This window comes from Algiphilus sp. (assembly GCF_965216485.1).
GTDB lineage: Bacteria > Pseudomonadota > Gammaproteobacteria > Nevskiales > Nevskiaceae > Algiphilus.
This window is the reverse complement of record NZ_OZ244162.1, coordinates 1626986-1641412: the sequence shown is the minus strand read 5'-3', so window position 1 is coordinate 1641412 and position 14427 is coordinate 1626986. Positions and strand designations below refer to the sequence as shown.

At 64.7% G+C, this 14427-nt stretch carries 19 protein-coding genes; 6 read left to right on the top strand and 13 right to left on the bottom strand.

The features are described 5' to 3' along the window. Window positions 1–8 precede the first annotated feature (8 nt). From ACOOFO_RS07595 to ACOOFO_RS07560, 8 genes are all read right to left on the bottom strand, one after another. A complete protein-coding gene (locus ACOOFO_RS07595; protein ID WP_420429541.1) occupies window positions 9–668 on the bottom strand; it encodes a flagellar basal body L-ring protein FlgH in 660 nt (219 codons plus the stop codon). Window positions 669–676: 8 nt separating this feature from the next. After that, a complete protein-coding gene (flgG, locus tag ACOOFO_RS07590) occupies window positions 677–1462 on the bottom strand; it encodes a flagellar basal-body rod protein FlgG (protein ID WP_223057582.1) in 786 nt (261 codons plus the stop codon). 11 nt (window positions 1463–1473) lie between these two features. After that, complete coding sequence (locus ACOOFO_RS07585; protein ID WP_420429539.1) at window positions 1474–2202, bottom strand: flagellar basal body rod protein FlgF; 729 nt, start codon at window positions 2200–2202, stop codon at window positions 1474–1476. Between the two features lie 15 nt (window positions 2203–2217). Next, window positions 2218–3435, bottom strand: coding sequence for a flagellar hook protein FlgE (gene flgE, locus ACOOFO_RS07580; protein ID WP_420429537.1), 1218 nt, complete (start codon window positions 3433–3435; stop codon window positions 2218–2220). Between the two features lie 27 nt (window positions 3436–3462). Further along, window positions 3463–4125: a flagellar hook assembly protein FlgD gene (locus tag ACOOFO_RS07575; RefSeq protein WP_420429535.1), complete on the bottom strand. Its 663-nt coding sequence runs from the start codon at window positions 4123–4125 to the stop codon at window positions 3463–3465. Then, the gene (flgC, locus tag ACOOFO_RS07570) at window positions 4125–4529 is read right to left on the bottom strand and encodes a flagellar basal body rod protein FlgC (RefSeq protein ID WP_420429533.1); all 405 of its coding nucleotides are present in this window, start codon (window positions 4527–4529) and stop codon (window positions 4125–4127) included. Before flgC ends, ACOOFO_RS07575 begins: the two co-directional genes overlap by 1 nt. Before the next feature lie 8 nt (window positions 4530–4537). Further along, a complete protein-coding gene (gene flgB, locus ACOOFO_RS07565; protein ID WP_420429531.1) occupies window positions 4538–4840 on the bottom strand; it encodes a flagellar basal body rod protein FlgB in 303 nt (100 codons plus the stop codon). A gap of 187 nt (window positions 4841–5027) precedes the next feature. Next, a complete protein-coding gene (locus tag ACOOFO_RS07560) occupies window positions 5028–5933 on the bottom strand; it encodes a chemotaxis protein (RefSeq protein ID WP_420429529.1) in 906 nt (301 codons plus the stop codon). Between the two features lie 77 nt (window positions 5934–6010). Here ACOOFO_RS07560 and flgA point away from each other — a divergent pair, with 77 nt between their 5' ends. From flgA to ACOOFO_RS07540, 4 genes are all read left to right on the top strand, one after another. After that, window positions 6011–6718, top strand: coding sequence for a flagellar basal body P-ring formation chaperone FlgA (gene flgA / locus ACOOFO_RS07555; protein ID WP_420429527.1), 708 nt, complete (start codon window positions 6011–6013; stop codon window positions 6716–6718). Between the two features lie 89 nt (window positions 6719–6807). Continuing rightward, window positions 6808–7086: a flagellar biosynthesis anti-sigma factor FlgM gene (flgM, locus tag ACOOFO_RS07550; protein ID WP_420429525.1), complete on the top strand. Its 279-nt coding sequence runs from the start codon at window positions 6808–6810 to the stop codon at window positions 7084–7086. Further along, window positions 7083–7409, top strand: coding sequence for a hypothetical protein (locus ACOOFO_RS07545; RefSeq protein WP_420429523.1), 327 nt, complete (start codon window positions 7083–7085; stop codon window positions 7407–7409). The genes flgM and ACOOFO_RS07545 overlap by 4 nt, the downstream gene beginning before the upstream one ends. After that, window positions 7381–8106, top strand: a complete 726-nt coding sequence (locus tag ACOOFO_RS07540; protein WP_420429521.1) for a flagellar brake protein — start codon at window positions 7381–7383, stop codon at window positions 8104–8106. Before ACOOFO_RS07545 ends, ACOOFO_RS07540 begins: the two co-directional genes overlap by 29 nt. A gap of 64 nt (window positions 8107–8170) precedes the next feature. Here the strand turns inward: ACOOFO_RS07540 and ACOOFO_RS07535 are convergent, their stop codons facing one another. Continuing rightward, complete coding sequence (locus ACOOFO_RS07535) at window positions 8171–8791, bottom strand: Tll0287-like domain-containing protein (protein ID WP_420429519.1); 621 nt, start codon at window positions 8789–8791, stop codon at window positions 8171–8173. Between the two features lie 41 nt (window positions 8792–8832). After that, a complete protein-coding gene (locus tag ACOOFO_RS07530; RefSeq protein ID WP_420429517.1) occupies window positions 8833–9096 on the bottom strand; it encodes a metal-sensing transcriptional repressor in 264 nt (87 codons plus the stop codon). Between the two features lie 128 nt (window positions 9097–9224). On the opposite strand from ACOOFO_RS07530, the gene ACOOFO_RS07525 reads away from it, so the two are divergent. Together ACOOFO_RS07525 and ACOOFO_RS07520 are read left to right on the top strand one after the other, a co-directional pair. Beyond that, window positions 9225–9656, top strand: a complete 432-nt coding sequence (locus tag ACOOFO_RS07525) for a YeeE/YedE family protein (protein ID WP_420429515.1) — start codon at window positions 9225–9227, stop codon at window positions 9654–9656. Beyond that, entirely contained in the window at window positions 9653–10078 is a 426-nt protein-coding gene (locus tag ACOOFO_RS07520; protein WP_420429513.1) for a DUF6691 family protein, read from the top strand. The genes ACOOFO_RS07525 and ACOOFO_RS07520 overlap by 4 nt, the downstream gene beginning before the upstream one ends. Before the next feature lie 58 nt (window positions 10079–10136). Here the strand turns inward: ACOOFO_RS07520 and ACOOFO_RS07515 are convergent, their stop codons facing one another. From ACOOFO_RS07515 to ACOOFO_RS07505, 3 genes are all read right to left on the bottom strand, one after another. Continuing rightward, the gene (locus ACOOFO_RS07515) at window positions 10137–11411 is read right to left on the bottom strand and encodes a S8 family serine peptidase (protein WP_420429511.1); all 1275 of its coding nucleotides are present in this window, start codon (window positions 11409–11411) and stop codon (window positions 10137–10139) included. Between the two features lie 202 nt (window positions 11412–11613). After that, window positions 11614–13581, bottom strand: a complete 1968-nt coding sequence (locus ACOOFO_RS07510; protein WP_420429509.1) for a PhoX family protein — start codon at window positions 13579–13581, stop codon at window positions 11614–11616. A gap of 137 nt (window positions 13582–13718) precedes the next feature. Next, window positions 13719–14228 carry an MgtC/SapB family protein gene (locus ACOOFO_RS07505; RefSeq protein ID WP_420429507.1) on the bottom strand — a complete coding sequence of 170 codons (510 nt, stop codon included), beginning with the start codon at window positions 14226–14228 and terminating at the stop codon, window positions 13719–13721. Between the last annotated feature and the right edge of the window lie 199 nt (window positions 14229–14427).

Sequence of the window (14427 nt, the reverse complement as noted above, 5' to 3'; positions counted from 1 at the left end):
AGATCTCCTCAGAACGGCCACAGTGGCGAGTTGAAGAAGCGGCCTAGCCAGCCCTGCTGATTGGCCTGACCGAGCTGACCGCGACCGCGATAGCTGATGTCGGCATCGGCCACGCGCAGCGAGGGCACGGTGTTGTCCGGGCCGATGTCCTGCGGACGGACCAGGCCGGTGAGGACGATGGTCTCGTCGCCCCGATTGATGCGTAGCCGCTTCTCGCCGTGCACGCGCAGCAGGCCATTGGGCGTGATGTCGACCACTTGCGCGGTGATGAAACCGTCGAGCTGATTGGTCTGCTCGCTGGCGCCGCTGCCATTGAAGGAATTGTCCGACGTCACATCGGTGGTGAGCAGTGGATTGCCGCCGCGCGTCACCGGCGCGCCGAACAGGGTGGGATTGGGCAAGGAGATCTCCGTGCCCTTGCTGGTTTCGGTGGAGGAGGAGGTCCGCGCCTGGGTGCGCTCCTCCAGGACGATAGTCAGCACGTCGCCGAGCTGACGCGCGCGCTGGTCGGCGAACAGCGACACCGGCGACTGGGTATGAAAGAGGCTGCCGTTGCGCGCCTGCACCGGCTCCGGATAGGGCACGCTGACCGGCTTGCTGGGGGGCGGCTCCGCGGTGGTCGCGCAGCCGGCGAGGACCAGGCTCATCAGGATCAGAAGGCGCTTCATGAGTGCACCTAGAGCTGCTGGTTCACGAAACGCAGCATCTCGTCTGCTGCACTGACTGCCTTGGAATTCATTTCATAGGCGCGCTGGGTCTCGATCATGGCGACCATCTCCTCCACGATGTTGACGTTGGAGGCTTCCAGCGAGCCCTGCACCATCGAACCCAGGCCGTTAAGGCCCGGCGTCCCCTGCTGAGGCGGGCCGCTGGCGGCAGTCTCGACGTAGAGATTGCCGCCACGCGCCTGCAAACCCGACGGATTGACGAAATCCGTCAATGTCAGCCGGCCCAGCTCCAGCGGCTGTGCCTGATCGGCCAGCTTGGCCGTCACGGTGCCGTCTGCGGCGATGGTGATGCTCTGCGCGCCCTGCGGAATATTGATTGCCGGCTGCAGCAGGAAGCCCTGACTGTTGACCAGCTCACCCTGCGCCGACAGCTTGAAGCTGCCGTCGCGCGAGTAGGCCAGGCTGCCATCGGCCATCTGAATCTCGAAGAAACCACGACCGTCCACAGCGATGTCCAGCGCGTTGCCGGTCTGCTGCATATTGCCCTGGGCGTGATTCTTCTCGGTGGCGGCCACGCGCACACCAGTGCCGAGCATCATGCCGGTGGGCATGTCGCTCTGCTGCGTGGTGGCGCCGCCGGGCTGGCGCACGGTCTGGTAGAGCAGGTCCTCGAACACCGCGCGATCCTGCTTGAATCCAGTGGTGTTGGCATTGGCCAGATTGTTGGAGACCACGGACATGCGCGTGTTCTGCGCGTCGAGACCGGTCTTTGCGACCCAGAGGGCTTTCATCATGGCGCTATCTCCTAGCCACGGCGGATCAGGCGCGAACCTGCGGCGGCGTTTTCATCCACGCTGCGCATCAGATTCACGTTGAGTTCGAACTGCCGCGCCAGCTCGATCATCTTGACCAGCGACTCGGCGGTATTGACGTTGGCGCCTTCGACGGCACCGGGTTGAAGGACCTCGCCCACAGCGGGATTCGCCACCGCGTTCTCGGTCAGGCGCAGCAAACCATCTGGGCTGCGTTGCAGATCCTGCGGCGCAATGTCCATCACGCGGAGGCGGCCAATCTGAACCAAGGTGCCGCCGGCAGCCCCTTCGGGCACGATGCTGATCGTGCCGTCGCTACCGATGGACGCACTTTGATGCGGCGGCAGCGCAATCGGCCCATTCACGCCCATCACCGGGTGGCCGGCACCATTGAGCAACTGGCCGTTGGCATTCAGGCGCAGATCGCCCGCGCGGGTATAGGCGGCGTCGCCATCGGGCCCAAGGACTTCCAGATAGTGGTCGCCTTGCATGGCCACATGCAGCGGATTGCCGGTGTGCTGGATCGCACCATCGGCCGCCGAGAAGCCAGCTTCGTACGCCCGCGAATACTGGCGGGAGTCCGACAGCGGCATGGCCTCGGAGGCCACCATTTCGGCACGAAAGCCGGTGGTGGTGGCGTTGGCGAGATTGTTGCTGTTGGCCGCCTGCGCCCGCAGGGCGAGCGTGGCGGCATTGGCAGCAACGTAGAGTGCGCGATCCATGATTCAGCGGCCGGCTTAGCGACGGATGTTCAGGACGGTCTGCGTGACCTGATCCGAGGTGGTGATCATCTGCGCGTTGGCCTGGAAGCTGCGCTGCGCCGTGATCATGTTGACCAGCTCCTTGGTCAGATCGACATTGGAGGCCTCCAGGGCGCCGGATTCCACCGTGCCAAGATTGCCGGAGCCGGCCACGCCACGGACCGCCGGCCCGGAGGTGAAGCTTTCGCCCCAGGCGGTATCACCCAGCTTGGAGAGCCCTTCCGGATTGGCGAATTCGGTCAGGGCAATCTGCCCCAGCTGCTCGGCCTGGCCATTGGTGAAGCGGGCCTGGACGATGCCTTCCTTTGTGATTTCGATCCCCGTCATGCGGCCGGTCGCAAAGCCATCCTGGCGCAGCGCGTTAACCGCGAAACCACCACCGAACTGCGTGATGTTGGAGACGTCCAGGGTCAGGTTGAGATCATCGGCACCGCCGGTCACGGGTGCCGCCGGCAGCGTGATCTGGCCGCCCGCAGGGGTGGCGATCTGGCCGCTGCTGTCGAATGTGATGGTCTGGGCGGCGCCTACCGCCTGGCCGTCGAGTTGGGTACGCAGTTCCCACTCACCGTCGGTGGCGGTCCGCGTGAAATACAGCGAGGCGGTGCGCGGCGTGCCCAGCGAATCGTAGGCGGTCACTGAGGTGGTGTGACTGAAGGTCGAGGCATCACTCGGATCAAACGGCGTGTTCACGGGCACGTCGCCCTGGGCCGGTAGATTCAGCGCGGCTTCGATGCTCTGGGTGGCGCGCGGCGGATTGTCCGCGGTGGAGACGCGCAGATCCTGCAACTGACCGGTATCAAAGCCATCGGCGCTGGCCGGGAAGACCTGCAGGCGCGCACCCTGGGCATTGGTCACGAAGCCGTCACGATCAGTGCCGAGCGCGCCGTTGCGCGAGTAGACCAGTTCGTCCCCCTTGGCAAAGGTCAGGAAACCGTCGCCGGAGATGGCCACGTCGAGTGCCTTGTTGGTGAACTCGATGGAGCCCTGGTCGAACTGCTGGCGCACCGAGGCGAGACGCACGCCGCTGCCGACGGTGCGATCGGTCAGACCCTGACCGCCATTGGCGAAGACATCGGCAAATTCGGCACGCGAGCCTTTGAAGCCCGTGGTGTTGGCGTTGGCTACGTTGTGGCTGGTGACCTTGAGGTTTTCGTTGGCGGCGTTGAGGCCGGTCAGCGCTACGGTGAAGGACATGTGATGCTCCTTGGGCGAACCCGGTGATCAGGCAATGCGACGGATATCCGACATGGAAGCCGGCGGAAGTCCGTCAAGTTCGAGTTGCACGGTGGCGCCATCTCGCGTCACCGCGGAAACCGGTGCGGACAGATAGGTAGAAAGCTGCGTATTGCGGCCGTTGTCGACGGTGCGTGCGGCAACGCGATACTCGGCGACGGGAAGAAGATTGCCCTTGCTGTCGCGGCCATCCCAGGCAAAGGCGACATCGCCGCCACGGCTGCCATCGACGCTCAGGCTGCGGACGGTCTCGCCCGCCGGATTGAGAATGTCGACGCGCACCTCGTTGGCCGGGCCTGGCAGCTCGACGATGCCCTGCAGTCCGTCACCGGTGGTGCGCGCCATGGCCGGCACCAGCACATCGCGCCCCAGCAGGTTGGCCGCGGCCAGGGTCTGCTCGCCCGCAAGGCGGGAGCCGAGATCGTCAAATCCGGTATTGAGCTGCTGAATGCCGTCGACCATTGAGAACTGGGCCATCTGCCCCAGAAACTCGCCGTTGGCCTGCGGCTTCAGCGGATCCTGATTGCGCACCTGCGCCAGCATCAGTTCCAGGAAATCCTGCTGCCCCAGTTCCTGCTTGCCCTTCTGCGGCTGCTCGCGCGTCAGACCGAGTGCGGAAAAGGGATTGCTACCGGTGCTTGCGATGTCCATCAGGACCTCCCGATCTGCAGTGTGGCGAGCATCAGATCGCGCGACGTGGACATCACGTCCACCGCATTCTGATAGGAACGTGAAGCAGAGATCATGTTGGCCATCTCTTCCACGGTGTTGATCGCCGGGGCGTAGATGTAGCCCTCTGCGTCAGCCATGGGGTGACCCGGCTCGTAGCGCGCCTCGGGCGGCTTCTGGGAATCGACCACGCCGTCGGTGCGCACTCCGGCCACGCCGGCGGCGTCCATGACGGTCTGGAATAGCGGCACGCGGGCTCGGTAGGCCTGCTCGGGTGAGGCCGCCACGCTGTCGACATTGGCCAGGTTGCTGGCCGTGGCGTTGAGCCGCGTGTTCTGCGCGCTCATGGCGCTGGCGGCGATATCGAAGATGCGAAGGCTGCTCATGGTGGCTCCTACTGACCGCGAATCGCGGTCATCAGGCCGGAGATGCGGCCATCGACAAAGCGCAGCGCGGCTTCATAGCGCAGCGAGGCATCGGCAAAGGCCGCCTGCTCACGCGCCATGTCCACGGTGTTCTCATCCAATGCGGGGCTGACGGTGCGATAGATCGTGCGCGCCTCTTCCACCGCGTTGACGGTGCGGCTGCTCTTGCCCTTGTCCGACGCCATCGCTTCCAGCGTCGCCTGAAAGTCCAGATCCTGGGCGCGATAGCCAGGGGTATCCGCGTTCGCCAGATTGCCGGAGATCATTTCCATGCGCCGCGCCTGAAGCTGCAGGGCTGCGCCGTGGATTCCAAAGAGAGGGTGAGACATGGCAGGTCAACCGGATTCGGATGCACCCGCATTCCAGCAACCGCCATTCCCCTCGCCGTTGACTTGAGCCCGAGGCCGACGAGCGGTCGGGCGAGCACCGCTCAGCGGCGCACGGCTGACGCCAAAGCGCCTAGGCGGCGTTTCTGGCCATCAACTGATCGAGCCGTTCACTGACCGCGCGCGACAGCTCTTCCCGGCTGAACTTGGTGATGAAGCGATCGGCCCCAACCCGGTCGACCATGGCGCGGTTGCTCACACCGGAGAGCGAGGTATGCAGCACGATGTAGAGATCCTGCAACGCGGGCTCGCGACGGATCTCCGCGGTCAGTGCGTAGCCATCCAGGCGCGGCATCTCCACATCGGAGACGACCAGGGCGACATCGTCGAGATGGCCAAACTGGGCCTGTTCACGCAGCCAGACCAGGGCGCGCTCGCCGTCCGGTACGCAAATGCACTTGATACCGAGCGCCCGCACGGTTTCTTCCACCTGGCGCCGGGCAATCTGCGAATCGTCAGCGATGAGCGCGCGCCATCCACTGCTGCCGGCATCATCGTCCACCGCCGCACCCACATGAATATTGTTGATTTCCGCCATCACCCGCTCGACGTCGACGATCTGTACCGTGCGCTGGTCGTAGCGCGTCATCGCGGTCAGGAATCCTTCCGGATCATCCGGCGGCAATACATCGGCCACGTCGACGTGCAGAATGCGCTCGACACCGCCGACGGCAAAAGCCTGCATGTGGCGGTTGAATTCGGTGACGATGACGTACTGCGGGTTGCTGCTGCCGAGACCAAGGGCAGCGCTCAAATCAAGAACGGGCAGCACGACGCCGCGGCAATCAAAGACACCGCGTACCAGCGGATGCGCGCGCGGGACCTGCTGCAGCTTTGGACAGGGCAGCACTTCGCGTACCTTGAAGACGTTGATACCGAAGGTCGCCTTGCCGCCGAGAGAGAACAGCAGCAGCGCCAGGCGGTTGTAGCCTGCCAGCCGCGTTTGCTGGTCGATTGATTGCAGTAGTCCGGTATCCATGGCGCCATCATCGGCAAACGACCGGCCAGACTGAAGCTTTTGCCACTCGTCGGAGACAAGCGGCCGAGGCATGGGGATTGCTGCATGCTCCAGACATCCTCTTCACGGCGGGCATCATGCGCTGGAATCACCTTCTTCTCGTCGGGCTTCTGTCGGTCCTTGGCGGTTTCGCCAGTGCCGCGCACGCCCAGTGGGAGGATCCAGAGCGCCTGCGAACGGCAGCGGCCAGGGCCATGGGCGCCGACAGCGTGCAGATCGCGGTCGACCCCAATACCCGGGTACCGCGCTGCACACAGGCGCCCGAAGCCCGCGTGCGCGCCCGCTCGCGCACCGGCGCCAGCATTGAAATCCACTGCGAGGCCCCGGCCTGGCGCATCTACGTACCCGCGCGCAGCAATGGCGAGGCGCTGGTCGCCGTCTTGACCCGCCCTGTGGCCGCCGGCAGCAGTCTGCAGGCCTCCGACTTCAGTCTTCAGCAACGCAGTACGGCGACGCTCGGCTACGGCTGGTTCGAAAACCGGGATGGTCTGGTCGGGCGTCGCGTGCGCCGCGCGCTCCCTGTCGGCAAGGTGCTCAGCCCCAACGATCTGGAACAGGAACGCATGGTGTCCACCGGCGATACCGTGACGATCCTGAGCCGCAATCACGGCATCGAGGTGCGCATGAAGGGACAGGCGCTGTCCCACGGCGCGCGTCATGAGCAGATCCGCGTCCGCAACAATCAGTCCGGGCGCACCGTGGAAGCCACGGTGATCGCAGCCGGTACGGTGGAGGTTGCCCGATGAATCCAATCATTCCCGGAAATGCATGGCTCAAGTTTTCCGGACAGGCGTCGATAACACCAGCGAGTTCGTCGAACAACGAGTCTGCTGCCATGAAAATCGAATCCTCAAACGCCCTGGCTGCCACCCGCGCCGCAGCCGCTGGCGGCGAGGTCCGCAAGGCCGATGCGGCCGCTGCGCCCAATGACGCCAAGGGTGATTCCGCCGTGCTTGCCTCCCGCGCCCAAACCAATGCCCCGCCTCCCTTCGACAGCCAGCGCGTGGCCGAACTGCGTGCACAGGTTGCCGAAGGCCGCTATCAGCCCAGCGGCGAGCGCATTGCCGACGCCATGATCGTCCTCGAAGCTGACCTGGCCGGCCGCGGTCGATGAATCCGAGCGCGACAGCCGCCGCTCCGGACGACGGCTTGCAGCCCTTGATGCAGGCGCAGGACGCGCTGGCGGCCGCACTGGCCAACGGCGACGAAGGCCAGATCCAGCAGCAGGCACAGGCCCTGCTTGGCGCGGTGCAACGGCATGCCCGAGCCCTGCAGCAGGCACCGCCCGAAACACAAGCCGCACTGGGCAGCACCCAACGACAACTCCGCATCATGTTGCAGGCCCGACTGGGACAGACACGGCAGGTCATCGATGCCCTCGGCCTGCACGCCGCGCAATATTCCGCCGATGGCCGAGTCCGCTACCAGTCGCGTTGACGCCGAACTCACCGGCCTGGTCGAGGACCCACAGGAAGCCGCGCGCCTGCTAGTCCGTCTGCGCCGCATGCGCAATGTCATCACGCTACGCGCAGCGCAGAGCCCCAAGGAATTCAGCTCGATCCTGCTGTCGCTGGACCTGACCCACCGCTATCTGGTGCTGGATGCGCCCCGGCCCCGCCCGCAAGCGGCGGACTTTCGTCCGGGAACGAAGGTCTACGCGCGCAGTCACGTCGATGGTGCCGCCCTCATCTTCGTCGCCCAGATCGACAGCCTGATCGCCGCCGATGACACCGGGGACGACAACCTGGTGCTGGACTGGCCTACGCGTATCAGCCACTACCAGAAGCGGCGCGATTATCGGGTCTCCGTTCCCAGCACGGTGGTCCAGACCCCCGCGCGACTCATCATAGACAACCACGCCATCCATGCCCGCCTGCTCGACCTGTCGACATCCGGCGTGGCCATCCTGCTGGCAGCGGAAAGCACCTCGATTGCACCGGATACGACGGTGGAATGCGTGCTTCCCCTGCCCGAGCGCGACTTGAAGGTTGCGATGCGCGTGACCTCTGTGACGCCGACGCGGGATGGCGTGCGGATCGGCGGCGAACTGGCGCTTGAGGACAACAGTGCACGCGAGCTGATCCAGCGCACCGTGACCACACTGGAGCGCTGGTGGTTACAGCATCACCCCTGACAGCTGAGGTGTCGGCGCATCGACAGCACGGCTGCGCAGCGTCGGAACATCGACACCGATCCGACTACCGGTTGTCGATCCGTTTGAGCGAAAAGGCGCCTCGCAGCGTACCCAGCGCGTGACCGGTGGCGGCGTCATGCGGATAGTTTTCCTCTAAGACTGCGCGCAACTCCGCAGGCTGTGCCTCGGCCGCGCCATGGCAGACAAGGCACGCTGGCTGCGTTGGGATCGCCTGCAGGTAGCGTGACGCCATGCCCATGGGCTCTTGCACCCGCGCGAAATGCCGCAGTGGTGGCTCCGCCCCCCGTTTGAGCGCGTCGGCAAAGCGCAACAGCTGTTCCTGCTCCCAGGCATCGGGCAGACCGATGGCAGGGTTGCGCACCTTCAGGCTGACCCGCTTGACCTGCCAGCCGGACGTGCGAGACAGCTGCGCCGCGATGGCTGGCGCCACCTCCCGGCAGACCCTGATGGCCTCGACCGGCCCGCCGCTTCGCATCGCGCTCTGCAGTTCGCCCTGCAGGGTGCTGGCAAAGCGCTGGACGACGGCGGCCGCTTCCTTGGCGGCATCCTCCTGTGCGTAGGCCGACGTCCAGCCGCCGCTCAGTGCAGCGATGATGAGGGCTACCGTACCGCAGCCGGCGCATCGGCTACGGACCGTACGCCGCGGTCGGAAGGCTCTGTGCATGACGGCTTTCTCCGGTGGACATGGAATGGCCGGCAAATACTTCAGGCGTATTTGGAAAGGATGCGGCTCATCTCGCGAACCCCTGCTTCCAGATCTTCGCTCAGTGCGACATGGCGGCCGACTTCTTCGGATACCGCGCAGGCCATCATCTCGAAAAAGGCGCGGTCGAGTGCGCGACGGGCTGCTGCCAGTTGATGGGCCACGGCCTCACAGTCCTGACCTTCACCAATCATTCTCTGCACGCCGCGCAGCTGTCCTTCCACGCGGCGGAGCCGCTGCGTCAGTGCCTGTCGGGAATCTTCCATTGCCACTCCTTCGCCCGTTCACGGGACATCCGGCCCGCGATCGCTTGCCCATCATATACCCCCAGGGGTATTATGCAAAGCCGTACGCGGTGGGTTTCACCCACCACATCTGCCTTGGGAGAGCCGTCATGGAAACCAGTTTTACCCCCCTCACCGGATTACTCGGGGGCCTGCTGATCGGTAGTTCGGCACTGCTGCTGCTGTGGGCCAATGGCCGCATCGCCGGTATTTCCGGCATTGTCGGCGGACTGATCAGCCCACAACGGGGCGAAGTCGCCTGGCGCCTCACCTTCGTGATCGGGATGCTGATCGCCGCCCTTGGCTATGCCTTGACGCAGGACGGCCTCGACGTGCAGTTGGCGGCTGAATGGCCCGTGCTCGCCCTGGCCGGTGCCATCGTGGGCTTCGGCACACGGCTGGGCAGTGGTTGCACATCCGGACATGGCGTCTGCGGCATTGGCCGTCTCTCCAGCCGCTCTCTCGCCGCAACGGCCGTCTTTATGGTTTCCGCAGCGGTCACCGTCTACCTCATTCGTCACGTCTTCGGAGGTGCGGCATGAAGGCGCATCCCATCGCATCGCTAGCGGCCGGCTTGCTCTTCGGCCTCGGTCTGGTCATCTCCGGCATGGTCAATCCCGCCAAGGTGCTCAATTTTCTGGATGTGGCCGGAAGCTGGGACCCCACCCTGGCCTTCGTTATGGGAGGCGCGCTCCTGATCACCGTGCCGGGTTTCCGTCTCGTGCTGAAGCGGGAGACCCCGATTCTGGACGGGCGCTTTCACCTCCCCGAGCGCAATGACATCGATCTGCCGCTGATCGCCGGCGCGCTCCTGTTCGGCATTGGCTGGGGTATCGCCGGCTTCTGCCCCGGCCCCGCCGTCACCGCCATAGTCACCGGCGCGCCGGCGGTTCTTGCCTTCGTCGCCGCCATGCTCGGCGGGAGCTGGGTCGCTGGTCAGCTACGCCAGCGCATGGGTAGCTGAGACCTGAACGACAACGGGCGCCCTAGGGCGCCCGTTGAAGGATTATTTCTCGGACGACTTACTGGGGTCGAACGTACAACAGGGTGTTCGGCGAACCCGCACCGATGCCGCTGAGTACACCCGTCGTGGCATCGTCGAGCAGCAGATCAAAGACCGCCGCCGGGGCGCTCGCTTCATCGAGCAGCAGAGCCGCTGCTCCCGCCACGTGGGGCGAGGCCATCGAGGTGCCGCTGATGGTATTGGTCTGCGTATCGCTCTGATACCAGGCCGAGGTGATGTTGCTGCCCGGAGCAAAAATATCGACGCAGACCCCACGGTTGCTGAAGCTGCTGCGGCTGTCATTCTGCGTAGTGGAACCCACAGTGATGGCCTCAGCCACACGATTCGGCGAGCCATTGCACGCGTCGGTATTGTCATTACCCGCCGCAACAACCATGACCACACCGCGGTTGACCGCGTTGCGCACGGCATCGTCAAGCGCCGTGGATGCACCACCGCCGAGGCTCATATTGGCCACCGCGGGCTGATTGGCATTGTTCGCCACCCAGTCCACGCCCGCGATCACGCCCGAGTTGGAGCCACTGCCGTTGCAGCCGAGTACGCGAACACCATAGACGGTCGCCGCCTTGGCCACGCCGTAGGTCGTGCCGGCTGCGGTGCCGGCAACATGGGTGCCATGGCCATTGCAGTCCTCCCAATCGGTGGGATCCACGCTGCCACCGCCGAAGAGGCCGCCGAGCAATCCGCCGAAGAGCCCCCCGAACAGACCACCGGAGCTGCCGCCGACAAAGTTGCGCCCCTCGCCCACGCGACCGGTGAACTCGCGGTGCGTGCTGCGGATGCCCGTATCGATCACGTAGATATGCGTACCGGCGCCACCGTCCGCTGGATAGCGGTACTGGTTGTCGAGCATGCGCGCACGCTCGTCACTGCGGTCCAGGCCCCAGGTCGCTGGCGTCTGCGCCACGGTATTGGTGATCGACATCATCTGGTCCTGCTCGACGTAGTCGACCTGCGGATTGGCGGCGAGGATGCGGGCGGACAGCCCATCCACCCGAACCAGTGCGCCATTGATGATGGGTAGCTCCGCCAGGAAGCTGCCACCCACCGTCGAGAGCAGTGTCTGCACCGTCTCAGCAATCGGGCCGGTTTCGTCTTTGAGGACGACGATGTACTGCCCGGAAATCGCATTCGGATTGTCCGCGTGCAGCACTGTTCCCAGCTCGTTGCCGACACGCTGCAGCGTGCCTCCCAGCAACTGCGCCTGCGCGGCCGTTGCGCCCAGCGCCATCACAGCAGCGACAGCCACCCTCACTGACTGCTTCAGAGTCATCCCTTCCTCCTTGTGTGTCTGTGTACCGGTCTGCGCTTCTTGACCGGCCGTTCAGTCTAGCGGACCCGTCATGAAAGCGGTATGTCAGATGGGAAGTACACGCAATCGTGACTTGCGGCCGCCTTGCAACGCACAACCTCAAACGAAATCGGCCCGGGCGATGCACGCGCCCGGGCCGAGAACAACGCTATCGAATGTGGGGCTAAATGATCTCGCCGCCGTCGTCCTTCTGAATGACCACCGTGGCCGAACGCGGCCGCGCGGTGCCGTTATTCAAGGGCCAGCTGCCGCCCGGATGCTGGACATTGAGGAACATCGTTTTCAGGTCCGGCGTCATGATCACGCCCGTGACTTCGCAGTCGCTGGGCCCAACGAAGAAGCGCTTGAGCTGCGCCTGATTCTCGGCGGTGATGCTGTCGCTGCCCAGACGGGCCGGGATGACGGCCAGCATCTGGTCGTTCGGATCGTCGCCGTAGTCGAGCGGCGCGCCATTGTCGGTCTGAATCCAGAGCACGCCGCGCGGGTCGAACCAGAGGCCGTCGGGGCCACCAAACTCGTTGTCGGCCGTCAGACCGGACAGGTTGAAGTTCTCATCGGCGCTGGCCGGCGAGCCGAAGACAAAGTTGTTCCAGACAAAAGCAGTGGCTTCGGCGCGGTCGCCGTTTTCGCGCAGACGCAGCACGTGGCCGTGCGTGTTTGGCGTACGCGGGTTGGCGGCGTTTTCGCCGGCGTCGTCGCTCGGCGTCTCGCGGCGCGTGTTGTTGGTCAGCGTGACGTACATCTCCCCGGTATTCGGATCGACGGCGGTCCACTCGGGGCGGTCCATCGGTGTCGCGCCCACCAGGTCACCGGCAGTTCGGGTGTTCACCAGCAGCTCGCCCATGTCAGAGAACTCGGCCGCCAGGGTCGGGTTGTCCAGCGTCAGGGCGATCCATTCGCCAGTGCCATCGACGCTGAACTTGGCGACGTAGAGCGTGCCCTTGTCCAGCATGTCGGGGTCCGGATTGTTCGGATTCCACGCGTCGGCGGTGACGAACTTGTAGAGATATTCGAAACGCGCGTCGTCGCCCATGTAGAAGGCGATCGGCTCGCCGGCGCGGATGCGGCCCGGCTGGCAGCCTTCGTGACGGAAACGGCCCATGGCGGTGCGCTTCTTCGGCGCCAGATTGGGCTGCTTGGGATCGATTTCGACGATCCAGCCGAAGTTGTTGGCTTCGTTCTCCCAGCCGCCACCGGTCGACACGTCGAAGCGCGCGAATTCGCCTGCGGTTTCGGAGGGGTCGCCGGCCACGGCATTCCAAAAATAGCCAAAGCCGTTCTCGTTGATGCCCATGCGCGCAGTGGCGCGCGGCGGATTGGCATCGCTGGTGACGAAGTAGCCCTGGATATTCTCTTCGCAGGTCAGGTAGGTGTTCCACGGCGTGTCGCCCTTGCCGCAGTTGTTCACCGTGCCGCGCGTGCGGGTACCGGCACTGAACGGCGTGCGCAGCAGTTCGTGACCGCGCGCCGGGCCGGTGATCTCCATCTCCGTTTCCACCGTGATGCGGCGGTTGAACGGGCTGGTGGTATCGATCTCCCACTGCGTGCCATTGCGGAAGATCTCGATCACCGACACGCCGTGGGCGCGGATATCCTTGCGCACTTCGTCGACGTCGGTGGGACGGCCGTTCTCGTCTTCCTGGCGGCCGTCGCCGGCGTACAGCGTCGAGTTGGTGTATTCGTGGTTCATCACGAGCAGGCCCTTCTCGCTGTCGTTGAGCGGGAAGTAGTGAATGCCGTCGTGGTTCTGACCCACCTGCTGGGCCTGGTCTGCCGCCGTATTGGTGCCGTCACCCGCGTAGGCCGGCAGGCTGCCGACGATGGGCGTGCCCCAAGGGGCGAGAATCTGGAAATTGAAGCCCTCGGGGACAATCGTCACATTGTCCTGATTGGAACCCGGCACCGACGCAAACTTGAGTTCGCTGGGGATGTTGCTGCTACCACCACCGTTGCTGTCGGAGCAGCCCGCCAGGGCGCTGACACCGGCACCGGCGAAGACAGTGGATGCAGCCAGACCCAGGCCGCCGCGCAAGGTATGGCGGCGGGAAACCTGCATCTCGAGAAGCTCGTTCAGAGACGGGCTGGAGCTGTTGGACAGGCGAGCGCTGCCCTTGCGGCGTTGACGATCCATGCGTGCGAAACCTCTTGATGGTGGAACTATTGGAATAGTTCGCGGAGGTTAATGAGCACAGATGACAGGTCCGTGGGGCTTTTGTAACCACTTGATGACGCTTTCCACCCTGTGCATCAAAACGCTTCAGCGCACGCTCAATTCTCCGGGCTACGCCGTGTGCCCTCATCTCTTGAAGACCCGTCCGATGCGGGGCGGGGATCGTCGGTCATCTCGCGCTCCAGCAATCCCATCACCAGAACAATGATCAGAGCTAGCAGGGTCACCAGAGCGGCGAGGATCAGATTGCCGGTGGCACAGGCCACGCCGATCGCACCTGCAATCCAGATGGCGGCACCCGTGGTGATGCCGTGCACGCTGCCGCGGCTCTGAATGATGCTGCCGGCGCCGAGAAAGCCGATGCCGCCAATGACACCCTCGACGATCCTGGTCGGATCGATGCGCGCCGACGGGTCCCCCTCGGCGGTGGCCATGAGAATCTCGAGCCCGACCAGCAGAAAGGCCGCCGAGCCCAGCGCAACCAGCATGTGCGTGCGCAGTCCGGCGGGCCGATTCTTGAGCTGCCGCTCGAGGCCGATGACCGCAGCCAATGCCACTGCCGCGCCCAGCCGGATCACCATGTCGGTGAGGGCGAGTTCTGTCTGCATCCGGGCATCCTTGTTTACAAGCGTGCCCCTACCCCACCGCTTTAACGCTGAATCCTCCCTGACCGCACCGTGCCCATGTAGCGGCACAACAAGGGGGCGCTGCCTCGCTACCATAGGCGCATGATGGCGCTGATCGCCCCGCTCCTCCGGTCTCCCAGGGTCGAACACGGTCCAGGCGCGAGATGACCGCCCAGAATGC

What these genes read in the sequence shown, in the direction of transcription:
- ACOOFO_RS07520 (WP_420429513.1), top strand. Translation starts at nt 9,653, where the DNA reads ATGAAGGCGCATCCCATCGCATCGCTAGCGGCCGGCTTGCTCTTCGGC.
- ACOOFO_RS07510 (WP_420429509.1), bottom strand. Translation starts at nt 13,581, where the DNA reads ATGGATCGTCAACGCCGCAAGGGCAGCGCTCGCCTGTCCAACAGCTCC.
- ACOOFO_RS07530 (WP_420429517.1), bottom strand. Translation starts at nt 9,096, where the DNA reads ATGGAAGATTCCCGACAGGCACTGACGCAGCGGCTCCGCCGCGTGGAA.
- ACOOFO_RS07545 (WP_420429523.1), top strand. Translation starts at nt 7,083, where the DNA reads ATGAATCCGAGCGCGACAGCCGCCGCTCCGGACGACGGCTTGCAGCCC.
- flgG (WP_223057582.1), bottom strand. Translation starts at nt 1,462, where the DNA reads ATGATGAAAGCCCTCTGGGTCGCAAAGACCGGTCTCGACGCGCAGAAC.
- ACOOFO_RS07515 (WP_420429511.1), bottom strand. Translation starts at nt 11,411, where the DNA reads ATGACTCTGAAGCAGTCAGTGAGGGTGGCTGTCGCTGCTGTGATGGCG.
- flgM (WP_420429525.1), top strand. Translation starts at nt 6,808, where the DNA reads ATGAAAATCGAATCCTCAAACGCCCTGGCTGCCACCCGCGCCGCAGCC.
- ACOOFO_RS07535 (WP_420429519.1), bottom strand. Translation starts at nt 8,791, where the DNA reads ATGCACAGAGCCTTCCGACCGCGGCGTACGGTCCGTAGCCGATGCGCC.
- ACOOFO_RS07505 (WP_420429507.1), bottom strand. Translation starts at nt 14,228, where the DNA reads ATGCAGACAGAACTCGCCCTCACCGACATGGTGATCCGGCTGGGCGCG.
- flgB (WP_420429531.1), bottom strand. Translation starts at nt 4,840, where the DNA reads ATGGAAATGATCTCCGGCAATCTGGCGAACGCGGATACCCCTGGCTAT.
- flgC (WP_420429533.1), bottom strand. Translation starts at nt 4,529, where the DNA reads ATGAGCAGCCTTCGCATCTTCGATATCGCCGCCAGCGCCATGAGCGCG.
- ACOOFO_RS07560 (WP_420429529.1), bottom strand. Translation starts at nt 5,933, where the DNA reads ATGGATACCGGACTACTGCAATCAATCGACCAGCAAACGCGGCTGGCA.
- ACOOFO_RS07525 (WP_420429515.1), top strand. Translation starts at nt 9,225, where the DNA reads ATGGAAACCAGTTTTACCCCCCTCACCGGATTACTCGGGGGCCTGCTG.
- ACOOFO_RS07575 (WP_420429535.1), bottom strand. Translation starts at nt 4,125, where the DNA reads ATGGACATCGCAAGCACCGGTAGCAATCCCTTTTCCGCACTCGGTCTG.
- ACOOFO_RS07540 (WP_420429521.1), top strand. Translation starts at nt 7,381, where the DNA reads ATGGCCGAGTCCGCTACCAGTCGCGTTGACGCCGAACTCACCGGCCTG.
- ACOOFO_RS07585 (WP_420429539.1), bottom strand. Translation starts at nt 2,202, where the DNA reads ATGGATCGCGCACTCTACGTTGCTGCCAATGCCGCCACGCTCGCCCTG.
- flgE (WP_420429537.1), bottom strand. Translation starts at nt 3,435, where the DNA reads ATGTCCTTCACCGTAGCGCTGACCGGCCTCAACGCCGCCAACGAAAAC.
- ACOOFO_RS07595 (WP_420429541.1), bottom strand. Translation starts at nt 668, where the DNA reads ATGAAGCGCCTTCTGATCCTGATGAGCCTGGTCCTCGCCGGCTGCGCG.